The 21,905-nt window shown below is 35.3% G+C and carries 22 protein-coding genes and 2 pseudogenes; 15 read left to right on the top strand and 9 right to left on the bottom strand.

The annotated features are described in order from the left end of the window. The first annotated feature begins 27 nt into the window (after positions 1–27). The 15 genes and pseudogenes from ABLO99_RS04575 (at position 28) to ABLO99_RS04505 (ending at position 10,956) form a co-directional block, all read left to right on the top strand. Positions 28–396, top strand: a complete 369-nt coding sequence (locus tag ABLO99_RS04575) for a head decoration protein (protein WP_047759659.1) — start codon at positions 28–30, stop codon at positions 394–396. A gap of 32 nt (positions 397–428) precedes the next feature. After that, entirely contained in the window at positions 429–1,433 is a 1,005-nt protein-coding gene (locus ABLO99_RS04570) for a major capsid protein (protein ID WP_019236398.1), read from the top strand. A gap of 371 nt (positions 1,434–1,804) precedes the next feature. After that, positions 1,805–3,110 (top strand): annotated as a pseudogene (locus ABLO99_RS04565) (IS110 family transposase). After that, positions 3,107–3,421: a hypothetical protein gene (locus ABLO99_RS04560; protein ID WP_047759657.1), complete on the top strand. Its 315-nt coding sequence runs from the start codon at positions 3,107–3,109 to the stop codon at positions 3,419–3,421. Before ABLO99_RS04565 ends, ABLO99_RS04560 begins: the two are co-directional and overlap by 4 nt. Next, complete coding sequence (locus tag ABLO99_RS04555; protein ID WP_019236396.1) at positions 3,422–3,910, top strand: phage tail protein; 489 nt, start codon at positions 3,422–3,424, stop codon at positions 3,908–3,910. It abuts the gene before it with no gap. A gap of 9 nt (positions 3,911–3,919) precedes the next feature. Next, complete coding sequence (locus ABLO99_RS04550) at positions 3,920–4,402, top strand: hypothetical protein (RefSeq protein WP_015588266.1); 483 nt, start codon at positions 3,920–3,922, stop codon at positions 4,400–4,402. Beyond that, on the top strand, positions 4,389–4,853 hold the full coding sequence (locus tag ABLO99_RS04545) for a phage baseplate assembly protein V (RefSeq protein WP_047759656.1): 465 nt from the start codon (positions 4,389–4,391) through the stop codon (positions 4,851–4,853). The genes ABLO99_RS04550 and ABLO99_RS04545 overlap by 14 nt, the downstream gene beginning before the upstream one ends. Then, the gene (locus tag ABLO99_RS04540) at positions 4,850–5,104 is read left to right on the top strand and encodes a PAAR domain-containing protein (RefSeq protein ID WP_047759655.1); all 255 of its coding nucleotides are present in this window, start codon (positions 4,850–4,852) and stop codon (positions 5,102–5,104) included. The genes ABLO99_RS04545 and ABLO99_RS04540 overlap by 4 nt, the downstream gene beginning before the upstream one ends. Before the next feature lie 2 nt (positions 5,105–5,106). Further along, complete coding sequence (locus ABLO99_RS04535; RefSeq protein WP_015588269.1) at positions 5,107–5,442, top strand: GPW/gp25 family protein; 336 nt, start codon at positions 5,107–5,109, stop codon at positions 5,440–5,442. 2 nt (positions 5,443–5,444) lie between these two features. Beyond that, on the top strand, positions 5,445–6,245 hold the full coding sequence (locus ABLO99_RS04530; RefSeq protein WP_047759654.1) for a baseplate J/gp47 family protein: 801 nt from the start codon (positions 5,445–5,447) through the stop codon (positions 6,243–6,245). After that, positions 6,245–7,405 (top strand): phage tail protein, encoded by a 1,161-nt coding sequence (locus ABLO99_RS04525; RefSeq protein WP_349966905.1) that lies wholly within the window; start codon positions 6,245–6,247, stop codon positions 7,403–7,405. The genes ABLO99_RS04530 and ABLO99_RS04525 overlap by 1 nt, the downstream gene beginning before the upstream one ends. A 168-nt stretch (positions 7,406–7,573) precedes the next feature. Beyond that, positions 7,574–8,284, top strand: a complete 711-nt coding sequence (locus tag ABLO99_RS04520; RefSeq protein ID WP_349966903.1) for an ankyrin repeat domain-containing protein — start codon at positions 7,574–7,576, stop codon at positions 8,282–8,284. A 33-nt stretch (positions 8,285–8,317) separates the two neighbouring features. Further along, positions 8,318–8,782 (top strand): annotated as a pseudogene (locus ABLO99_RS04515) (ankyrin repeat domain-containing protein); the annotation flags it as partial. Between the two features lie 222 nt (positions 8,783–9,004). After that, complete coding sequence (locus ABLO99_RS04510; RefSeq protein WP_349966901.1) at positions 9,005–9,439, top strand: DUF2924 domain-containing protein; 435 nt, start codon at positions 9,005–9,007, stop codon at positions 9,437–9,439. Next, positions 9,433–10,956, top strand: coding sequence for a recombinase family protein (locus ABLO99_RS04505; protein ID WP_349966899.1), 1,524 nt, complete (start codon positions 9,433–9,435; stop codon positions 10,954–10,956). The genes ABLO99_RS04510 and ABLO99_RS04505 overlap by 7 nt, the downstream gene beginning before the upstream one ends. A 438-nt stretch (positions 10,957–11,394) precedes the next feature. On the opposite strand, the gene ABLO99_RS04500 is transcribed toward ABLO99_RS04505, so the two are convergent. The 9 genes from ABLO99_RS04500 to ABLO99_RS04460 form a co-directional block, all read right to left on the bottom strand. Further along, entirely contained in the window at positions 11,395–12,861 is a 1,467-nt protein-coding gene (locus tag ABLO99_RS04500; protein WP_349966897.1) for a hypothetical protein, read from the bottom strand. A gap of 373 nt (positions 12,862–13,234) precedes the next feature. Further along, positions 13,235–14,557 (bottom strand): ankyrin repeat domain-containing protein, encoded by a 1,323-nt coding sequence (locus ABLO99_RS04495; RefSeq protein ID WP_153295692.1) that lies wholly within the window; start codon positions 14,555–14,557, stop codon positions 13,235–13,237. A gap of 154 nt (positions 14,558–14,711) precedes the next feature. Beyond that, positions 14,712–15,929: a hypothetical protein gene (locus tag ABLO99_RS04490; RefSeq protein ID WP_349966895.1), complete on the bottom strand. Its 1,218-nt coding sequence runs from the start codon at positions 15,927–15,929 to the stop codon at positions 14,712–14,714. Positions 15,930–16,146: 217 nt separating this feature from the next. Then, positions 16,147–16,275 carry a hypothetical protein gene (locus ABLO99_RS04485; protein ID WP_349966893.1) on the bottom strand — a complete coding sequence of 43 codons (129 nt, stop codon included), beginning with the start codon at positions 16,273–16,275 and terminating at the stop codon, positions 16,147–16,149. Then, positions 16,254–16,970 (bottom strand): P44/Msp2 family outer membrane protein, encoded by a 717-nt coding sequence (locus ABLO99_RS04480; protein WP_349966891.1) that lies wholly within the window; start codon positions 16,968–16,970, stop codon positions 16,254–16,256. The genes ABLO99_RS04485 and ABLO99_RS04480 overlap by 22 nt, the downstream gene beginning before the upstream one ends. Positions 16,971–17,041: 71 nt before the next feature. Beyond that, positions 17,042–19,003 (bottom strand): ankyrin repeat domain-containing protein, encoded by a 1,962-nt coding sequence (locus tag ABLO99_RS04475; protein ID WP_153295690.1) that lies wholly within the window; start codon positions 19,001–19,003, stop codon positions 17,042–17,044. A gap of 336 nt (positions 19,004–19,339) precedes the next feature. Continuing rightward, a complete protein-coding gene (locus tag ABLO99_RS04470) occupies positions 19,340–19,561 on the bottom strand; it encodes a hypothetical protein (protein WP_047759687.1) in 222 nt (73 codons plus the stop codon). A 349-nt stretch (positions 19,562–19,910) separates the two neighbouring features. Further along, entirely contained in the window at positions 19,911–21,350 is a 1,440-nt protein-coding gene (locus ABLO99_RS04465) for an ankyrin repeat domain-containing protein (protein WP_349968471.1), read from the bottom strand. Continuing rightward, positions 21,284–21,448 (bottom strand): hypothetical protein, encoded by a 165-nt coding sequence (locus ABLO99_RS04460; protein WP_349966888.1) that lies wholly within the window; start codon positions 21,446–21,448, stop codon positions 21,284–21,286. Before ABLO99_RS04460 ends, ABLO99_RS04465 begins: the two co-directional genes overlap by 67 nt. Positions 21,449–21,905 lie beyond the last annotated feature (457 nt).

Raw genomic sequence — 21,905 nt, 5'->3', positions numbered from 1 at the left:
GCGGTAAGCAGTTAAGGAGAGAAATTTATGAGTTGTATAAGTGAACAAAATAATCTGGGTGACTTATTAAAGTATGAGGCATCAAGTCTATATTCAAGAGATCAGATAACAGTAGCAAAAGGGCAGAACCTAAAGCTTGGTACAGTAGTGGCTCTCGATAAAGATAGCATGGTTAAGATAATAAATCCAACTGCCACAGATGGTACACAAACAGCGATAGGTGCAGTAGTAAGTGATGTAAATGCGACAGAAAATGCTAAAGCAGTAATTATTACTCGTTGTGCAATACTAGCAGATCATGCGGTTGTGTGGCCAGCAAATATCACTGAAGAGCAGAAAGCTGCAGCAATAAAGCAACTTGAAGCACGAGGGATCATTGTCCGCAAGGGAATTTAACTAAAATTAATAGGAAAAAAAGGAGAGAAAAAATGCAAAATCCATTTACAAATACAGCATTTAGCATGACGGCACTAACAAATGCGATAAATATATTGCCGATAAATTATGGACGAGTTGAAAATCTAAATTTGTTTCCAAGTAGGTCAGTAAGATTTAGACATATTACCATAGAAGAACACAACGGAGTATTAAGTTTATTACCAACGCAAGTACCAGGGGCGCCAGCAACAGTAGGAAAAAGAGGAAAAAGAAAGGTAAGAACATTTACGATTCCACATATTCCGCATGATGATGTAGTGTTACCAGAGGAAGTACAGGGAATAAGGGCATTTGGATCAGAAAGTGAACTTAAAGCGCTAGCAGACGTAATAACTGACCATTTACAGCTAATGAGAAACAAACATGCAATAACATTAGAGCATTTGCGAATGGGAGCGCTGAAGGGAATAATTTTAGATGCTGATGGGTCAGAATTATTAAATCTGTACAACGAATTTGAAATAACACCAAAAGTAGTAAATTTTGCCCTTGGAACAGCAACAACTGATGTAAAACGTAAGTGTCTGGAAGTATTGCGGCATATAGAAGATAACCTAAGTGGTGAATATATGACTGGAATTCATGCCTTGGTAAGCCCTGAGTTTTTTGATGCACTAACTTCTCATGCAAAAGTAAAAGAAGCATATGAAAGATGGCAAGAAGGAGCAGCACTTCGAAATGATATGAGGTCAGGGTTTACATTTTGTGGCATAACGTTTGAGGAATATAGAGGGCAAGCAACTGACCCTGAAGGAACGGTTAGAAGATTTATTGAGAAAGATACAGGGCACTGTTTTCCACTAGGAACAGCAAGCACGTTTACAACATATTTTGCACCAGCAGACTTTAATGAGACGGTGAATACTCTCGGACAGCCACTCTATGCAAAACAAGAGCCAAGAAGATTTGATAGAGGGACCGATTTACATACGCAGTCAAATCCTCTACCAATGTGCCACCGCCCGGCCGTTTTGGTCAAGATCGTTGCAGCATAACAATACTGGTAGAGTAACTACAAGGTGGTGAGGCACAGAACGACTCTACCGGTATGCGCTTTCTTAGCATGTAAAGGTTAGTATATCAAAAAGAAATATGCAAGCATCGAACAGACAAAATCTGTCGAATCAGAAAGAAACACACAAATTTAAGTTTTTAGTAATTTTCAAGTATAGTTGTAGAGGGAGCGCCTCTGCAGTTATGATCGACATTTTCAATGGTGCCTAAGTGCCCGTATGCAAGCATGGTCTTGGAAGGAACGGTCAAATCATTGATGGAGTCCATTTAGACTACCTCGGTTAGGAGATTGTACTATCAACCGTTCCAAGCTGAAGCGTTTCCCTGTAACAAATTATATGTAGGAGTTACCATGAAAAAAGCAAAAAGTAAATTAGAAATAGTGAATCCTAATGCAGCAGATTGGTTCAGCTGTACACTATGTGTGTGTACCTGAAGGAGGAGATGAACAACGCGTTCAGAAATTTGGCTGCTTTACTGAAGACCTTCATAACTTAGCACAGTGGTTGAAAAAGTGTAAAGTTACAACAGTAGCTATGGAATCAACAGTGGATTCCTTTATTTCAAATACTTGAGTCATATAAATTCGAGGTAAAATGCACGGCATGTAAACTGGTAGGAAGTCTGACGTTTAAGATTGCCAATGGCTCCAACAACTGCATAGCTACGGACTGCTTCATGGATCGTTTAGGCCAGATAATCAGATGTGTGTATTGCGCAGTTACGTGCGGCAGCGCAGAAATCTCACTGAAAGTGCATCTACACATATTCTACGTATGCAGAAGGCATTAATTCAAATGAATATACAATTACACAAGGTTATTAGTCATATTACTGGGATAACTGGTATGAAAATCATTGAAGCTATAATTGAAGGCGAAAGAGATTCTGAAAAATTAGCAGAATTCAGGGACGTGCGAATGAAAAATGATCAGTCTACTATTGCAAAAGCGTTAGCTGGTGACTATAGAGAAGAACACTTATTCACGCTAAAGCAAGAATTTGAACTATATAATATTTATCAAGAAAAAATAGCAGAATGTGATAGAAATATTGAAGCCTATTATAAAACGTTTGAAACAAAGTCTTGTGAAAGCAAACAGCTAAGTAAGCAAAAGAATAAAAATAGCAAAAGTAAGCCAAGCTTTGCTTTGTATGAGGAACTGCAACGAATCACTGGTATGGATTTCACTAAAATTCCTGGATTTGATGTATTAAGTATACAAACCATAATTTCAGAAGTTGGTATAAACCACAGTAAATGGCCAACAGAAAAGCACTTTTCGTCGTGGTTGGGACTCAGTCCTGCTAATAAAGTTACAGGGGAAAAAGTGTTTAATACAAGAACACGTAAAGTCATTAACCGTGCTGCAAATGCTTTGCGAATAGCTGCTCATTCTGTAGGAAAGAGTAAAAGTGCGTTGGGTGCATACTACAGAAGATTGAAAAAACGACTAGGAGCACCAAAAGCAATAACAGCTACTGCAAGAAAAATGGCATGCATATTTTATAGTATGCTCAAATACGGACAGGAATATGTAGAAAAAGGAATGGAATACTATGAAACACGCTATAAAGATAGAATTGTAAAAAATTTGATCAAAAAAGCGAGCGAATTTGGCTACATATTAGTTCAACAAGAAGAGTTAGTTGAGTGAGTTTCTTAGGAGAGAATATTAAGCGATTATTAGAAGATTGTTTTGCCCATTTAGGAGAAGTGGCTTTATATAAATCAAAGGATAAGTCATATATGGTACAGGTGTTAAAGCAAGAGCCAGATAAATTATACGAGATTGGTGAAGGGCAATTTGTAGGAGAAACTTTAGTGTTGGAAATAAGTGCGTTTGATGTACTGCAGCCAATTGTAGGAGATATTTTTGTTATAGGTGACCGTAAATATAAAGTATATTCTCCACCGCTGCAAGATAATTCAGGAATGGTATGGAAAATTCGAGCGTCAGGAGTATAAATGCGTATTAACACCGGTAGTATTATACAAAGTATAGATGCTGAAAGGAAAAAAGTGGAAAAAGTGACGGTGAGTGCATTAAACAAAACAGCAATATGGCTAAAATCAAAAGCAGCTAAGGAAATTAGTGAGGAAAAGAGAATAAAATTAAGTTTGATAAGAAAGAGATTAAGAATTTTTAAAGCAAAAACAAGCAGATTAGAAGTGTTAATTAGAGCAAATCTCTACGACATTAGAGCATCGACAATTGGCAAAATACAAAAAACAAGAAGAGGATCGAAAGTAGGAAAGCATGAGTTTATAGGAGGATTTGCAGCAGTTATGCCAAAAGGAAATAGCGGTATGTTTAAACGTGAAGGAAGGGCAGCATTGCCAATAAAGGAAGTTAAGTTGCCACTCGAACCTGAGGCTTCAAGGATAATAGGTAATCTTGTTAATTATGAAGTTGAAAAGGTATTTGAAAAATATTTTATACATTACATGAGTTAAATTATATGCATGACAAAGTTCTGGAAAGATTTACATAAAGCAATTTGCAGCACACTGAAGGAAGAAATACTGGCTATACAGACATGTGAAATTTATCCAGCAATAAGGAAAGAATTAGTAGCGCCAGCGGTGTTTGTAGAACTAACAAGTTTAGAACCAGGTAAAGATGCAGGTACTGATGAATTAGCATTGAAAGCCAGGTTTGAGGCGAGGATTGTAGTTGATGGAACAGTAGAGGATTCCTCGGTAGTTGTTAGAACATTAGCTGCTGAGGTTGCGAGAGTAGTAAATAAAAATACTTGGAATGTGGAAAATGTTTCACCAGGAGAATTTATCTCTGCGGAAATTGACGGATTTAGGCCAGAGCTCGATGCATATTTAGTGTGGATGGTTGATTGGAGTCATCAGCTTCATTTAGGTAAATCAGTATGGGAAGAGGGGAAAATTAAACCACATACAATAAACGTAGGAAATATAAATGTTGGATCATAGTTTTGCGATTTCAGAGCTGAATAGGAAGCTAGCAAACGTTATTCGTATAGGAATTGTAAAAGAAATAGATTATGAAAAAGCAAAAGTAAGAGTGAAAATAGGAGAATTTTTAACAGATTATTTACCGTGGATAACAAGTAAAGCAGGAAAAGATAGAGATTGGTCTCCGCCAGATATTGATGAACAGGTTATGATATTTTCTCCTCTTGGTGAACTATCATTAGGAGTGGTATTAGGAGGAATATATCAGGAAAAATACCCTGCACCAGAGAATAAAAAAGAAATAAATAGTGTGAAGTTTCAAGATGGAACAATATTGTTATATGATAAGGAAAAACATCATTTAGAGATTGAAGTAGTAGATAAAATAACACTGAAAGCTGGGGAATCGAGCATAGAAATGACAAAAAGTGGAATAAAACTGAAAGCAGAAAGGATCGACTTAAATTGAACAAAGGAATAGTAAGGTTAGGAGACTACTGTGGAGAAGCTATACCACATTTCTGCATTAGCGGAAGTAATAATGTTTTTGTAAACGGTAAGTCAATATGTAGACAAGGAGACAGTTTTAGTGAAGGAAGAGCATTAACTGAAGGATCAAAAACAGTGTTTGCAAATGGTCTTAGTGTAGGAAGAGTAGGAGATATAGTTTCATGTGGGTTTAAAGTAATAAAAGGCAGTGAAAGCGTCTTTGCAAAATAGAAATGAAGGGTATGGATGCTAAAACAGGAAAAACGTTAGAAGGAATAGAGCACTTAAAGCAGTCGATAATTGATATACTGACCACTCCTATTAACAGTAGAATAATGAGGAGAGATTATGGCTCAAGATTATTTGAATTAGTGGATAAACCAATCAGTAGAGATTTTACTTTGAAGATCTATGCAGCAACAGCAGAAGCACTGGGGAAATTTGAGAAGAGATTTAAGTTAGAAAAAGTAAAGATTGCTGAAGCTAAAGAAGGAAAAATGACTCTTGTACTTGAAGGTATGTATCTTTCAGAAGGCAAGTTCATAAATATTAGTGGAGTAGTTGTTTAGAAATGCAAACATCTAATATTATTGAAAAACTAAGCTATGAGGAAATATTTTCGAGAATGAAAGAAGAGTTAGTCTGTAGAGATGAAACCTTTTCAGGATTAGTAGAATCGGATCCAGCAATGAAGGTATTAGAAGTAGCAGCATGGAGAGAGTTGTTACTCAGAGAAAGAATAAATGAAGCTGTAAAAAGTAATTTACTAAAATTTGCAACGGGAGAAGATCTTGGTAATTTAGCTGAATTTTATGGAGTAGAGAGAGAAAAAGAAGAAGAGGACGAACGATTTAGAAAAAGAATAAAAGCAAAAATAAAAGGCTGGAGTACAGGAGGAAGTAAAGAGTATTATCGTTATCAGGCACTGTCAGCAGATAGTAGAGTAAAAGATGCATTAGTAGAATCACCTATACCAGGGAAAGTACAAATTTCAATCTTATCAACACAATTATCCACAACTGGCATAGTGTCAGAAGAACTACTAGAAATTGTAAAAAAGCAGGTTACTAGAGATGATATAAGGGTTTTAACAGATACGATAACAGTAATTGGTTGCAATATTACGGAAATAGATATTCACAGCAGAATGAGCATGAGTCCTGTAATATCAGAGGAAGAAATCAAGAAGCAGTTTATTAAGAAGTTTGAATTAGCAAAAAGATTAGGGTGGAGTGTAACAAGATCATGGATAATAGCGAATCTATTTGTAGATGGTGTAGAAAATGTGGAATTGATCGAGCCAAGAGAGGATGTTGTGGTTCTGGGAAATGAATCTGCAAATTTGAAAAATTTAAAGATTGAGTTGAATTAATGTTATTGCCACCAAATGCAACAAAACAGGAAAAAGCGCTAGTAGATGCGATAGATTATAAGGTTGATCCAAGCTGTATTAGAGGATTTAAATTTAGATTGGAAGAAGAAACATTGCCGTGGATAATAGAAGAATATGGTTTAGAAGAAATACTACGCTGGGTAAAAGATAGAAGAAAAGCAGTAGTAGAAGGAGTAAAATTTCAAAGACTGCGAGGAACACCTAAATCACTTAAAATAGCACTCAAGTGGGCAAATATAGAAGACATTACAATCATCGAAGAACCACCCGGTAAACACTTTTTTGAGTTGCAAGTAGGGATAAAAGAGGTACCAAATGACTTCTTCGTAGATGCAGTAGTAGAGCTGGCAAAACTATCACTGCCTGTAAGATCGAGGTTGATGAGGATTTTTAACGATTATTATAATGTGCAGAGATTTATATTGGATGAGAGTTTATTTGGAGATCTTCTTTCTGATTATTCAGGGGTAAAAATAGAAAAAGATGGACCAGTGTTATCATTTGGAAGAGTAAATTTTTTCAGGTCTAGTGGTCCAGTTATTAGGATTATAGAAAACTATCTACGCGATCATTATGAACGAGCTTTAAGCAATGATATATATCGCCTAGATGTAGCAATCCTTGGAGAAACAGAGTCTCACGCAAAGAATTATAACGGTATTTATGAAAGAAATCATTTGTGGTACAACTTAAAAGCACTATATCCATTACCACAGAGTTTATTACCATCGATTAAATTTGCAAAAGCGCAGATAGTATTATCAGACAGTTGGGATTTAGGAGACATAAATACGTGCTTTCCAGTTAGTAGCGTAGAAGAAAGAGGAAATAAATTTGTATTGGGAAGCGATAAACTTTCAGGGCAATATTGGAATTTAAAACACAAGCCAATTTTAGAAAGATTTAGCGTTACTCACAACTATAAAGTAGAAAATTATACAGATCAGAAGGTCAGAAAATATGTTTTAGCAGAACACAACGTTTACTATAAAAACGATTTAGATTCAGAGCAAAAAGACTCAATACACGAATTAGAAAAGCACATTTTAGTATTTTACCCGGGAGTACTGAAGTGGCACGAACATCGACATTTGCACAGAAGTTGGAAAGATAGTCGAATAATATCTCTAATAAGTTAAGCACTTATATTTAGATCCTCATATATTATATTAATAATAGGTAAAAGTGTATGAAATAAAAAGAAAAGGACTTGCTTTCTCATGCTAAAAAGGACATGACTTGAATAGCAGCAGGTAAATATAAGAAATTTGTCTGGCGCTAGAAAAGCTAATTTTGTGAGGTATGAAATGAGTTTTAGCAAGAGTAAGTTTTTTAAAGAAGTATCAAGTAACGGGTTTAAAAACATTAATAAAAGAAATGAAGAAGGAGAGACGATCTTGCATCAAGCAGTAGAAATCTCTGATTACAAAACAGTGAGATTATTAATAAAAAAAGGGGCAGAGGTTGATGCAAGAGATAAAAATGGTTATACACCACTACACTGTGCAGTATTCGCAAAAAGTTTAGAAAATGTGAAAGTGCTGCTAAGGTCTGGAGCGGAAGTAAATGCCACTCAATATGTCAGTGGATGTACGCCACTCCACTCTGCGTGCAAAATAGGAGGAGCAAAAGTTGAAATAATAAAAGAGCTAGTAAAGGCCGGAGCTACAGTTAATCAACTGAATAAGTACGGTGCAACACCAATGTATTACATTTGGGAAAGTGAAAAGTATCGTCTATGTGATAGCAAAGAGAGTGAAGAGGCGAGTAAATTTCTGAGAGAACAAGGAGGAATAACAAAAAGTAGAGAACTGACCTGCTATGGAATAGAGAGGCTAGTGGGAGAAATAGCAGACATGTTGAATGGGAGTTATTTGCCGGAGCTAAAAATAATAGAGATAGGAGAAATAAGGAAGAGAGACAAATCGCTAATAAAGGAAGAATGTAAAAATTTAGCAAGCAAAATAATGAGCCAAGTGAACGAAATGATAGATGAGGTGGTAAAAAGGAAGGCTTAAGGATTTAAATTCAAAGAAAAGGTGAGGTAGATTATGAGTAAAAAAGAAAAAGAGAAGTCAGTAAAAGAATTATTAGAGAACTCATTTAAAAGTGTTTATGAAAGAGACGAGAAAGGAAGAACAGTTCTACATTATGCAGTAGAAGCAAAAACAGTGAGGTTATTGGTTGAAAAAGGAGTAGATGTGAATGCAGCAGATGTAGGAGGGTATACAGCACTGCACCTAGCGGTAACGGAAAAACGTCTAGAAATCGTGAGAGAACTGATAAAGTCAGGAGCAGATGTGAATGTGGAAGAATATGACAGTAAATGCACACCACTGCACCTTGCATGTATGATGGGGAAAGTGGAAATAGTAAAAGAGTTAGTGGAAGCAGGAGGAGAAATAGAACAAGAGGATAAATATGGGATGACAGCAATAGATTATGCAAAAAATAGTAAAGAAATAACGGAAGTGCTGGAGAACAAAACAAGAGAAATGGAAAAGTTACTAGAAAAATTAAGTAAGTTATCAAAGCGAACGGTGGATGCGATATTTAACCTAAAATTAGAAGAAAAAGGAGAAAGGAGGTCAGAGGAAATAAGGAAAAAATTGGATAAAGACCCATTGGTACAGGAAGCAGTGATGGAAGTGGAAAAAGAGCTAAGAAATGTAAAAAAGAAGATAAAAGGGCTGTAAGTAAGAAAAGAGAGTTTTTATCGAGTATAGAAGAAGGAATGTATGGAAAAAGAAATAGAAAGAAAAGTAAAAGGTTTGGAGAAAAAAACATTAGAAGAACTAAAAAAAATATGGAAAAAGGTATATAGGAAAGAAGCGCCGAAAAATACGAGAAAATATCTGATACCGAGATTAGCTTATAGAATGCAGGAAAAAGCGTATGGAGAGATGTCAAGAAAGGGGATAAAAAGACTAGAGTATCTGGCAGATCGGCTAGAGAAGGGAAAGAGAATAAGTAGTGACAAATTGCCAGTAGCAGGAACAGAGCTAATATTAGAGAGAGGTGAAGAGACGCATGCGGTAATGGTAACAGATAAAGGTTTAATCTACAGAGAAGAGTTTTACACGTCATTGTCAGCAGTAGCAGGGAAAATAATGGGAATGAGTTATAATGGACCGCTCCTATTTGGGATGAGAGAAAAGGAGAAAGGATGCTAAAAGAGGTAAGATGCGCGATATATACAAGAAAATCAAATGAGGATGGACTAGAACAAAAGTTTAATAGTCTTGATGCGCAGCGAGTAGCATGTGAGAAGTATATAAAAAGCCGAGAAGGGTGGGTAGCATTGGCAAAAAAGTACGACGATGGAGGGTTCTCAGGAAAAAACTTAGAAAGACCAGCGATAAAGGAATTGTTTAAAGATGTAAAGGCAGGAGAAATAGATTGCGTAGTAGTATATACTCTGGATAGGCTATCAAGAGAAACAAAAGACAGCATAGAAGTGACATCATTTTTTAGAAGGCACCGAGTAAATTTTGTAGCAGTAACGCAGATATTTGACAATAATACGCCAATGGGAAAGTTCGTACAAACGGTATTATCAGGGGCAGCGCAACTAGAAAGAGAAATGATAGTGGAGAGAGTAAAAAACAAAATAGCAACATCAAAAGAACAAGGATTATGGATGGGAGGAACTTTACCGCTTGGGTATGATGTAAAAGATAAAGAATTAATAATAAATGAAAAAGAAGCAAAGACAGTGAAGCATATATTTGAAAGATATTTGGAGCTAAAGTCAATGGCAGAGTTGGCAAGGGAGTTAAATAGCCAAGGGTACTGGACGAAAGGAAAATCAGATATCTTTAAAAAGGCAACGGTGAGGAGAATAATAACAAATCCAATATATGTGGGAAAAATTAGGCATTATGAGAAAGAGTATGAAGGAAAACATGAAGCAATAATAGAAGAGGAAAAATGGCAAAAAGCACAGGAATTGATAAAGAATCAACCATATAGAAAGGCGAAATACGAGGAAGCACTGCTTAGGGGAATAATTAAATGTAAGAGCTGTGATGTAAATATGACGCTGACATACTCAAAAAAAGAGAATAAAAGGTACCGATATTATATATGTAATAACCATTTAAGAGGAAAAAATTGTGAATCAATAAATCGAACAATAGTAGCAGGAGAAGTAGAAAAAGAAGTAATGAAGAAAGCAGAGCAGCTATATGAAAAATGGGGAGAAAAAGCAGAAGAATGGAAAAATTTAAGTTTTGGAAAACAGAAAGAAGTAGTGAAAAAGTTAATAAAGGGAGTAATGGTAAGAGAAGATGGAATAGAGGTGCATTCTGAATCAGAGGAAAAATTTATACCAACAAAGAAGAAGGGAAATAAATGCACAGTAGTAGAGCCAGAAGGTAAAACAAATAATGTACTACTGAAAGCAGTGGTAAGAGCTCATTTGTGGAAACGGCAACTAGAAGAGGGAAAATATTCAAGTGTGAAAGAGCTGAGTGCCAAAATTAATATAGGTACAAGACGTGTGCAACAAATTTTAAGGTTAAATTATTTAGCGCCGAAGATCAAAGAAGACATAGTAAATGGAAGACAGCCAAGGGGTTTGAAGTTGGTTGATTTGAAAGAAATACCGATGCTGTGGAGTGAGCAGATGCAGAAGTTTTACGATCTTAATTTACAAAAGCAACAGAAAGAGTATGTGCCAGAAAACTAATACTTTAAAAATTGAGGTAAATCAGTGTTAAAGGCTGAATTATATAACGAAAATAGTGATAATCTTAAACTTACATGTGAAACGATTCCAGAGCTTCAAAATTATTGCGTAAGAGCCTAATGTTCCTGACAGCCCTTCTTCCGCTGAATCATGTAGTTGGTCTGATAAAGGAAATTCTGTAGACATCACAAAAGTCAATTCAATCAAAACTCGAAAAAGTAGAAAGTGTGGAGCAGCCAGTCTTTTCTGAATCCAACACGAAAGGCTATGTTTAAAAAGGAATAAATATCAAGAAAGGAAAATAATTTCTTTAAAATGATCTTTTAATTATTAACTGAACTTTTCTAAATCCTCATGCTATTTCTCCTTGCTTTGAAAATACATCAATTTTTTTTACCCCGCCAAAACCTTCTTTTTGTTTAATAATTTTAGTTGACTTTATGAACACACTACTATTTCTTTCGAATTTTGCAGCTGGTCTAAACTATCAATTGGCCTCATAAGAGTAAACGGAGCATCTGATTCCTTTACTACACAATCTAATTGCTTAATAGTTTCACTTGACTCTATAGATACATTTCTTTCAAAATTTCCATCTTTTACAGCTTGTAGAATGCTTTTTCCTCCTAAAAGGCAATTTTCCCCTAAACTTGATTGACCTTTTAATTTGTCAAATTTTTCCTGGCTCTCTCCATCAAGCTTTACTTCTATTATATTACTATATTCAGCACTAGGACATAGATGAATACTAATCTTGCCTACTTCAGTGATAAAGGACATTTCAATGCCACCTCCTAAGACATCTGTATAATTTCTTTTTCCTCCTACATTTTCAACTCTTACTATACTCTCTCCAATATGAAATATATGGTGTCTAAAACTTAAATCTTTCACTTTTGGATTATTTATAACTTTTGCAGCCTCAACAGTGCTATCTTGCGAATATTTTATATAAAAATATCTATTATCCATCTCTGTGTGTAAAGCTTTGCCTTTGGCACTACTGTTTATAATACCTTCATATGCTACGCTTTTTAGCTTGTTATCGATTTCTTCACGTTCTGCAAAAATCTCATAACTGAACCCATAAGTTGCATACAATAACCTATTGTTGTAAAAGGAACTGCATTTTACTCTTCCACCTTTTAATAGTAAATTATTCATGATATTGCGTATAACACCTATATTTTTGTCATCTGATACACCTTCGTAGGTAGGAATACCTCTTATTCCCTTAGAAACTAAACTTGTTATAGTCTCACTATCGTCTGATAAATTCTCATAAGGTGGTAATCCCTTATGCTGTCGTATTCTATCAGGGATATTTCTTATTTCCTTAAAAATTAAACTTGTTATAGTATATCCATCATCATTACATTTTGAATTGAGCCTTATCCCTTTTTGCAAATATTTATTTGTTATGCATTCTATACGTTCTAAATCAGTGTTTGTAAAATTTTCATGCTTATCCCTATAGCCTTTTGCTACTATATCTTTTAACTCTTTACAAAATTCATCAACTAGACTTTTCTCATTCTTAGTCAGCGGTAGATCTAGCTTAATTAAAGCAGAGTCTCTTGGACTAATAGAGTAATGCCCATCTCTTTTCCAGTATAAATCACTATCATCAGTTAAGCTATTATCAATTCCACTTTGATACGACAATGTATGTTTTACACATGTGTCAGCAATCTTCCCAATTTCATGTCTCTGATCAAGGTCATAACATTCCGGACGATTACTTATTCCTTGGGCAAACAAACTATAATCATCTAAATCTGCTACGTCATTTTCAAAAGTTGACTCTTCATCGCTATTACACTCAATTTTTGACCGTCCTGGCTCAGTACTTATTCCTCTCTTATGCTCTTGCTTACAACATATTCTTATTGACTCTGTACCCATACTGCCTCCTAGCCTAGATAGATGATGTATTATGTACAATATATAATATGAGTCAAGTGAATTTTGACATAATATTTTTACTATTTTGCAATGTTTGAGTTTCTGTAGTAAATTCAGGTGTTTACATAAACTTTCTTTTAACCTACCTGATAGAATAAACCTGCAATTATGACTTAGAGTGCTAAGTAGTACATATACCCAAAATTTATATTTTCTTTTCTTCCATTGAACTTGACACTTCCATAAACTTCACTAAAATTGACATCCTATTGCTGCATGAATTTTCTTTATTTGCTTTCCTCCTGAGTAGTTGTGCAGTTAACACATAAGCAAAATTAACAAGAAAAACATCCTGCCTACCAGCTTAATAGTTTCATCTACCCATTCCTGGTTCGTATAAGTTCTCCGCGTTCACATTATTCATGTTGCCATTAGGTCCTTGCATTGCAGCTCGCTGCAATAAATTGACTGCTTCCCTATGTTCACAGGGCCGAGCCAAATGCAAAGGAGTACGTCCTTTACCATCCACTGTGCGAATATTTGCTCCTCTCTCTAACAGAACTTTCACCATTTCTGGATAATCATTGCTAGCAGCAATATGCAAAGGGGTACGTTCTTCTATACTATCCTGTGCATCGATATCTGCTCCTCCCTCTAATAGAATTTTAGCAACTTCTACATGATACCGACTAGCAGCATAATGCAAGGGAGTAAATCCTATGCTATCTCGTATATTGACATCTGCTCCCCTGTTTAGTAGAGCCATGACTGCTTCATGACGACCCTTTTCAGCAGCTAAATGCAAAGGAACACGTTCTCCATTATCTCTCGCATCAATCGCTGCTCCTTTCTCTAATAAAAATTCAATTTCTTTTTTAGAATTCCAACTAGCAGCAACGTGCAAAGGAGTACATCCTTCATTATCTTTTGCATGAATATTCGCTCCTCCATCTAATAGAGCTTTAATTGATGCAAAACAACACTCAGCAGCATAGTGCAAAGGGGTACGTCCTTTATTATCTCTTGCGTGAATATCTGCTCCTTGCTTTGATAAACTGTTAATTGCCCTCAAATTAATTTTGTGAGCAGCATAATGCAAAGGAGCCCACCCTTTATTATCCCTTATGTTAACATCAACTCCATCTACTTGCAACAGATTTTCCAACAGCTCTTGTTGATAATTGGAAACAGCATGATGCAAAGGAGCAAATCCTTTACCATCTTTTTCATTAATATTAGCTTCACGAACAGGAGCAAAAGGGGGCGCTACTCTTATATCTTGAACAGCGGCTTCAAGTATGCTAGTGCCAGAAGAGTACCATGAGCAACCCTGGCCAGAGGCATGACTCGAAGTTGAAGGAGCCGATACTATGTCATCACGAAAAAGGGCCATACTTCCATATTTTGAGCTGTAGGCTCCAGGTGTGCGAGCAGGATCATGAGTACAAGGTGCTTCATACGAACTATCGGTAGGCCAAGCTGGATTTTCTGGAAGTGACTTTACCCTCAGATCCAGAGGTTCCAATTGCACATCTGGGCCTGGAGCTTCCAGTTCCACACTCTGATCCAGAGGCTCCAATTTCACACTTGAACCTTCCCAATTCCTTTGAACTACTCCGTTAGATCCTACCTCTTCATCTAGACCCAAAGTTCTGGATCTTGAGCGATTTACTTTACCACTATTACGCAAAAACATACTACCTCCAATTTAAATTCTTATACTAACTTCTTTTACACAAAGCTGATATTAACATATATTTTCAAGACAATAATATACTATAAATTAGCACTACAAAAGTTTTACTTTCCTCAAAAAAAATAGTGTGATGGCATCATTTTCTCATGCCTTATTATGGAGTCTTAATACTAGAGCTAGCAGTTTCCAAAGATTCATCATTGGTAATGAGTTTACTACTGGGACGATCAATAAGTAACACTGCATTTTTCTTTATCTCTTGGTACAATTTACTATGCTGAAAAGTATTTAATTTAAATCTATTGTTTAACTTATTTTCTTTTAAATACGTATGTGCTTCGTCAATAAAATCCCCTAGAAGTTTTTCATATGTACATGGCGACTTACTTCTTAAGACTCTTTCCTGTGATTCCAGGTAACTCATATTACCAACAAGCATATGCGTTAATTTATCCACATGAATACTATCTTTTATTGTTTCACACTTCCCATCACCGTAACGATGCAAGAGAATAGCTGTCACTTTGAAACCGTTCTTACCTATACTCTCATGATTGCCTTCAGATTTGCGTAAATTGGGAACTGACTGTGCTGCTGAATCTATAATCATGTCACCCCATCTATTTGCAGCCAAGACAGGAGCTTTTGTTGACTTTATAATTTCATTTGGCTTATAATCAGCGCCGCAATACCTAAAAAACGCATCTGTAATGACTGCAGTTCGTCGAAAAAACACTCCAACAAGAGAGTTTTGAGACTTTGGTACATTTATCCATGAATCATAGGAGTTACTGTGTATAAAAGTAAAAAAAATATTTTCTTCTTCAAACTTCTTTAAAACCTCCGCAGCAATTCCCCCACCTAAAGAATTCCCCATAAGAATAATATCATCCGGATGTACACCTTTCTCAAGTAAACCTGTAACCATTGCCATTCCTGCTTTGATTGGATCCTTGCCTTTCGTAACAAACTTAGTGAGTGATGCAGTGATAGGGTAAAAAACCATGATAGCAGCTGCAATTATAGCCGGTATTAAGAACACAATAAAAACTGGCAATTTGAGCCAAATTAACATTTGGGATGCAATGATAAAATAGCCTGAGAAACCTATTACTGAAACAGTGGCTACAGTAATTAAAACTTGCTTTAGCCTGAATTTTGTATCATGAAAATACTCAGGGTAACAAAAGTTCATATAATGGTAATCAAATAAATGGATATCAATATTCTTGTTTGATACCCACTTTCCCCAATCACTACTTTCATTATTATATTTTATAGATTCTCCTAATCCAAAAAAATAAACCAGATGTTTTCTATTCCCTTTACTACCTTGATTTGTATTGTTAACTATTGTTTTAATAACTTTCACCTACACCTCCCTAACGTTTTTTGAATTATGATAAAATCAAAATATACTAAGAACTAGCATCATAAAAAGTTTAATCCTTTCTCAAGAATAATTTGATAAAAGGAAGCTAAGCTTAAGGTATGAACCTCCCTAAGCTCACCCCTAACTTGACGCATACGTTTTTTTGAACACTTTTTTAGAATTTTTCATGGAACTTATACTTTCTTTTTTTCTACACTCACTTTTCTTTAACGTTGGCTTTCCAATTTCTAGTTTTAAACGCTTCCTTTTGTAAAGTAAGACCAATTTCTATACCATGTGTAAAAAATAGCTTGTTGCTTATACCTACATCTTCTCTTCTTGCCACACTTTCCTGCGGACCAGGGTGTGTGATAATTCTTCTCCTCCAGATCTACCCTCCTCCTCTACCCCAAACCTTTCTGCTTCAAGTGTAAGATAATTGCTAAGAGCACCAAAATGTCTATACCCGATATGCATATTGACACCTTCAGTTATCTGAAAGTCAAGACCAGCTTTTAACTGATACGCAGGCCTTATTTGTGCTTTTTCAAACATCTTCATTCTTGTTCCACCGATCCCAATTCCAACATAAGGAGAAAAAAGATTTTTCCAATAGTAGTAAATATTCGCTGTTATAGATGTGTTTTCAACTTGCTCATTATTAACTTCAGTCTTGTACCTATAGATTTTTCTATTTGCACCTTCGCCAAAATATTTCCCATATGAGACATCTTCTGAACCAATATCATTTGCTTTTACAGAGGAATACATCCCCTCTAATTCAACTCTATAGTTGTGATTATCAAGTTCTCCTGCATAACCAAATGCTATAAGCGGACTATAGCCTCTTCCGTATTCACTTAATTTTTTATTACTTATAACTGTATCTGTAGTTTTTACTTCCAGTGGACCTGCTCTACTAAGAAGTTGACCCGAGTATCCAGCACCAAAGTAAAACCCCTCTGTTCCATTTGCAAAAGATTGTTGTGATAACAGCAAAGCAACTATTATAAATGCTAATTTTTCTTTATAAATTATCATACTTCCACCTAAATTAATTACTCTAATACTAACTTATTAAAAATGACCTTATATGCAACTTGCAATAACTTTTACCCCAATCTTAGATTTTCAGCTTGAGTTAAATGACCTTGAACAGAAACATTATTTAAGTAGCTTTTAGGTTCTGAGCTTGTTTGTTGTTCTTTAACTCCTAGCATGCTATTTCTATATATTTGTTGTATCGATTGGTTTAGCATTGCATCTAATTTATTATCAAATTCAGATATAAATTTATCAAATTTCTTCTGACTTAATCTACCAGAGCATCCCGCTTTCTTATCAGGACATACCTGCTCTATGTGTGATTTTAAAACTTCTGAAATCCTATCAAATTTACCGCCTACAATTTTTCTAGTAATCTCTTTTTGCATTTCTATAAAATCAATATTCAACCGGTGCATTGATATGCCATTTTTCAATGCAGCTTGCTCTACTACTTTCTTAAATCCTTCTACAATATTGACCGCGTAACCTAGCGCTTCCTGTTCAGAGATATCTTTTATATCAGTATATTGAGTTGCCTTAGAAGATTGAGAATGCTTCGTGTCTACAGCTGGCTTGATGGGAGAAAAGATAACACCTTTAATAGTATCTACTATAGTACGAGTAACCACATTTACCCACAAAGGCGTCCCATCTATGGCTTGATTACTTTTTGTTACAGGATTATCACTTTCAATACTATGACTAGCACCTTTTGACTCAAAAGAAACAGGTTCTTGTAAGTGCCTTTTTCCTCTATGATGTTGTAAATTTTTCAAAGAGTGTATTATATCCGACTTATTAAGTTCAAGTGCCACCTCCAGAGGCGTCTGACCACGATTGTTTTTAGCATCAATATCAGCTCCATTTTCTTTCAAGTATTGCACTACATGTAATCCACCATAAACAGCGGCATGCAAAGGAGTATCACCATAATTATCTGTAGCATTTACTAAATCAGCTCTTTCTCCTATAAGGTATTGAAGTGTTTCCAAGTGACCACCTTCAGCAGCCAAATTCAGAGATTTAACATCAATATCAACTCCTTTTTCCTGTACGAGATACATTGTTATATTCAGTCCATCGCAGCGGCTAGCAGCAAAGTTTAAAGGAGTATAATAATCAGTAACTAAACCTAAAACACTATCACCTAAATTAGGGTTAGAACCAAAACACACTATAGCAGTAGCATTTAAATCTGCTCCTTTATCAACTAGATATTCCACAACTTCTAAGCTGCTTCTTTCTGCAGCAACATGCAAAGGTGTGTATTTATCCTTATTAGCAACATTCGGATCTGGAGCATAACAAGTGTTACTTATAGTAATGGGATGTAGTACATTAACACTTGGTGCTACGGAAAGTTGGCTGCTGTTTTTAAACAAGAAATTATCTATAGTAGTATAATTTGCAGGAATATTTGTAGTTTCAGTACTATTTTCATCAGCGAAATATGATGCTTCAGTACTGTTTTCTAGATAAGGTCGAGAGACTCCTGAAGTGATATTAGAAAGAGCATTGCAATCGTAACTCTTGTACTCCTCTGAACACAACGAACTATCTATGCCAGTGCTGTTTCTTGAGTAGGTTTGAACAACTTCATAGTCCGATATTGAATCTTGTGTAACCTCATTACTGCTTTCAGTTGTAATATATAGTGTATTATTTTCTGCAGAAGGTTGTACAGTTGTGCTATTATCTTCAATAAAATTTTCTTGTGTTACTTTAATAGTACCTTCACGTGAAATACAAAGAGCCTTATCTCCAAATAAGATTTCTAGCATTTCTAGATTATCAGAAAGCGCAGATGAATGAAGCAAAGTCCAGCCATCATTATTAGCGATTTCAATATTAGCCCCTTTTATCATGAGAAATTTTACAACATCCCAAGAATTACTTATAGCTGCTTTTAGTAACAATGTATTGCCGTCTTTATCAGTGGCATCTAAATTAGCTTTATTATTTCTAACAAGCTCTTTGGCCTCATCATACAAGCTCTGCTCTACTGTGGTAAAATTAGATGTATGCATAACCCCTCCTAAATATTGTAATACTACTAAAATAAAGCAAGATTTTTAATTGTAAAGCATATAATTCTAAATGTTTCATAGATCTGTTAAGGGTAGATATAGGTGAAAGGCTACTTGAAAAAGCAGTTGATGCCGCTGTAGTAGCCATCGTCACTTCCCTGAGCTTTGGTGGATAATTTAGATCCTGATTCTTGCTTTTAGCCTTTTAATTTGAACTTCCAACTCTTTACTTCTTGAGGTTAACTTAACTTTTTCACTCTCTAATTTTTTTACATTCTGAGCCAGATCATTTTCTCATCTTCCAATTTTCGTTTTGTCTCATCTAGATCTTTGATTTTAGTTCTCAAATTTTTTATTGTATTCCCTTGCTAATCTATTAAGTTCTATTCCTTTAACATCAAGCTTTTTATTCTGACAAATTATTTTGTATGAAAATGCAATTACTACTGCAGAAAGTACAAATAAAGTCAAAGCAATGGGGAGGGCTACATTTAAAGCTGTAATTGAAGCTAAAAACGCAACATAAGGAGCTACAGTAAAAACTCCAGATGTAAGCAATATAAGAGAAGCAAGAGCACCAGCTACAAAAAAAGGCGCATTAGCTTTGCTAAACCATTGTACTACCTCAATGGTATTTCTTTCTTTACTAAAGGTGAATCTTCCCTTAAAAAGAAAGGAAGGCAGTCATCTGAGCATCATAATCAACCTTTGGATATTTTAACTCAGAATAAGCTAATGAATGCGTTTGTTTAAAATTTGCTCCATCAGTCATAACTACCCATGAATGATTATCATAACATATTTTTTACTATTGTACATATATACCTTAAACCCGCTATACCTCTAAGATTCTTATCCCTCTTTAATCTGACCGTACTATAATTACCTCATCATCAACTAAGACTGTTTAAAACGGCCGCCAACCAACACTACTACCTCTTCCTACTCTGAAGTTTTCAGTGTTTACATCACTCATTCTTGAATCTGGCTGATTATCAACTTGACTTGCAGATCCTGAAGCTCCTATATTCATTTGATCAAAATATGAGGGCAAAGCCACTGCACCTTCTTCATACGACTCATCACGACTAAAAGAGACCGCTTCACCACTATAAGGAGGCGTATACTCACCTGTATGCAAAGCTGCCATATTTTGTTCTACTGGCCTCTTAAGTTTCACTATTATTTTCTCTCTTGAATCTTTTATATCTTTCAACGCTTCCTCTACCACACCTCCGCCTGTCAATGCTGCCCCTATTAAACTTCTCATATCTTTATCACTCAGATATTCAAGAATCCTCTGAGCGATTAAATTCACTCCTTCAAGCCCACGGAATTTTAGAATGGCTTCCTCAGCTCTCTCTAAAAGAAATGGCCTAAACTTTTTTTCAAATGCACTCCAAAAATTGAGGACCCGTTCATAATATTTGGTAGATCCAAATCGTATGGTTGACAAATTTTGTTCTAAATTTTTTCTTATTTCATAAGATCCAAATATAACATCGCATGCTATTATGTATTTTACATTGAGATCCATTAATTTTAACACATCCTGTTGTATGCGATACCCTTCTGAAGAAGTATTGAAAAGGGAATACACTATATAAAATTCGATTATACTGTCCACATTTGATACATATTTAGTAAAATCAAACCCAGCACTTGACAAAACTGTAAGCTCTTCTGGAAATTTGGACAAACTTCTTGCTTCAGCTTCTGTTAGACCTTGGAATCTTTCTGGATTACTATGAATACCCCTCAAAAAAAGAATATTATTCGAAGAACACATATCCCCTAAACTTGTTATTATATGTGGAGGAGCCTGTCTATTTAGATCCATTATGTCAATGTTACTCAAAAAAACTCCTGCCATCTTTTCACGACCAAATCCAGCAGTATAATGTAAAGGAGTCTTTTCAGCTTTATCTATCATATTAACATTAGCCCCGTTGTTCAATAAAACTTCTGCCACCCCTTCATAGCCAGATCTAGCAGCACAATGTAAAGGAGTACCTCCAGTTTCATCTATCATATTAACATTAGCCCCATTGTTCAATAAAACTTCTGCCACCTCTTTATGACCAAATTTAGCAGCATAATGTAAAGGAGCCCTTTCAATTTCATCTGTCATATTAACATTAGCCCCGTTGTTCAATAAAACTTCTGCCACCTCTTTATGACCAAATTCAGCAGCTAAATGCAAAGGAGTATTTACAGTTCTACCTATCACATCAACAGCACCCATATTAACATCGGCTCTGTTGTTCAATAAAACATCTACTATCTCTTTACGACCAGATCTAGCAGCATAATATAAAGGAGCCTTTCCATAGCTCCTTTGTTCAATAAAACCTCCACCGCCTCTTTATTACCTGCTTCAACAACTAGATGTAAAGAATCCCTTTTACCTCTTATTTTGTTTATTAAATTACTAACTCTTTTCATAATAACCCCAATTATACACTATTTTAACCATCTTGTGGAATTAAAACAATAAGTCAATAAAAACATACTAAAAATTAGTGTCATAAAAATCTTGAATGTTTACTTTTTCTAAAAACACAAAAATAGTGCGTACGTTTGTGAGAACAACTTAAATAGAAGCAGGGTTGTGCAAATAAAAGCGTGAGATTTTTACAACAAAGTTAGGCAAATTGGTTCGCATCTAAATGTGGAAAAAGTAGGCTAATATAGCTGGTCTTGCAATATAGTAAAATTACTATACAGAAAAATTCGTATGTATTACTTGGTAGACCAACTCATCCCAAAAAAACTATTTCTCATGTTCCTTGGTTTTGGGCACTGAAAATGGTTGTTTTACTTGAGATCTTAATAATATGTTTTGCTAAATTAATGATAATTTACTTGTGTAAGAATTTAGAAGTAGACAAAAGATCTGATA

Origin of the sequence: Wolbachia endosymbiont of Armadillidium arcangelii (genome assembly GCF_040207875.1) — a bacterium.
In the GTDB taxonomy this organism is placed as follows: domain Bacteria; phylum Pseudomonadota; class Alphaproteobacteria; order Rickettsiales; family Anaplasmataceae; genus Wolbachia.
The sequence above is the reverse complement of the archived record's forward strand: the minus strand, read 5'-3'. Positions and strand labels throughout refer to the sequence as shown.

Excerpts from the sequence above, each read along its gene's own strand:
- ABLO99_RS04575 (WP_047759659.1), top strand. The coding sequence starts at position 28 with ATGAGTTGTATAAGTGAACAAAATAATCTGGGTGACTTATTAAAGTAT.
- ABLO99_RS04570 (WP_019236398.1), top strand. The coding sequence starts at position 429 with ATGCAAAATCCATTTACAAATACAGCATTTAGCATGACGGCACTAACA.
- ABLO99_RS04555 (WP_019236396.1), top strand. The coding sequence starts at position 3,422 with ATGCGTATTAACACCGGTAGTATTATACAAAGTATAGATGCTGAAAGG.
- ABLO99_RS04550 (WP_015588266.1), top strand. The coding sequence starts at position 3,920 with ATGACAAAGTTCTGGAAAGATTTACATAAAGCAATTTGCAGCACACTG.
- ABLO99_RS04545 (WP_047759656.1), top strand. The coding sequence starts at position 4,389 with ATGTTGGATCATAGTTTTGCGATTTCAGAGCTGAATAGGAAGCTAGCA.
- ABLO99_RS04535 (WP_015588269.1), top strand. The coding sequence starts at position 5,107 with ATGAAGGGTATGGATGCTAAAACAGGAAAAACGTTAGAAGGAATAGAG.
- ABLO99_RS04530 (WP_047759654.1), top strand. The coding sequence starts at position 5,445 with ATGCAAACATCTAATATTATTGAAAAACTAAGCTATGAGGAAATATTT.
- ABLO99_RS04525 (WP_349966905.1), top strand. The coding sequence starts at position 6,245 with ATGTTATTGCCACCAAATGCAACAAAACAGGAAAAAGCGCTAGTAGAT.
- ABLO99_RS04520 (WP_349966903.1), top strand. The coding sequence starts at position 7,574 with ATGAGTTTTAGCAAGAGTAAGTTTTTTAAAGAAGTATCAAGTAACGGG.
- ABLO99_RS04510 (WP_349966901.1), top strand. The coding sequence starts at position 9,005 with ATGGAAAAAGAAATAGAAAGAAAAGTAAAAGGTTTGGAGAAAAAAACA.
- ABLO99_RS04505 (WP_349966899.1), top strand. The coding sequence starts at position 9,433 with ATGCTAAAAGAGGTAAGATGCGCGATATATACAAGAAAATCAAATGAG.
- ABLO99_RS04500 (WP_349966897.1), bottom strand. The coding sequence starts at position 12,861 with ATGGGTACAGAGTCAATAAGAATATGTTGTAAGCAAGAGCATAAGAGA.
- ABLO99_RS04495 (WP_153295692.1), bottom strand. The coding sequence starts at position 14,557 with ATGTTTTTGCGTAATAGTGGTAAAGTAAATCGCTCAAGATCCAGAACT.
- ABLO99_RS04480 (WP_349966891.1), bottom strand. The coding sequence starts at position 16,970 with ATGATAATTTATAAAGAAAAATTAGCATTTATAATAGTTGCTTTGCTG.
- ABLO99_RS04475 (WP_153295690.1), bottom strand. The coding sequence starts at position 19,003 with ATGCATACATCTAATTTTACCACAGTAGAGCAGAGCTTGTATGATGAG.
- ABLO99_RS04460 (WP_349966888.1), bottom strand. The coding sequence starts at position 21,448 with ATGAAAAGAGTTAGTAATTTAATAAACAAAATAAGAGGTAAAAGGGAT.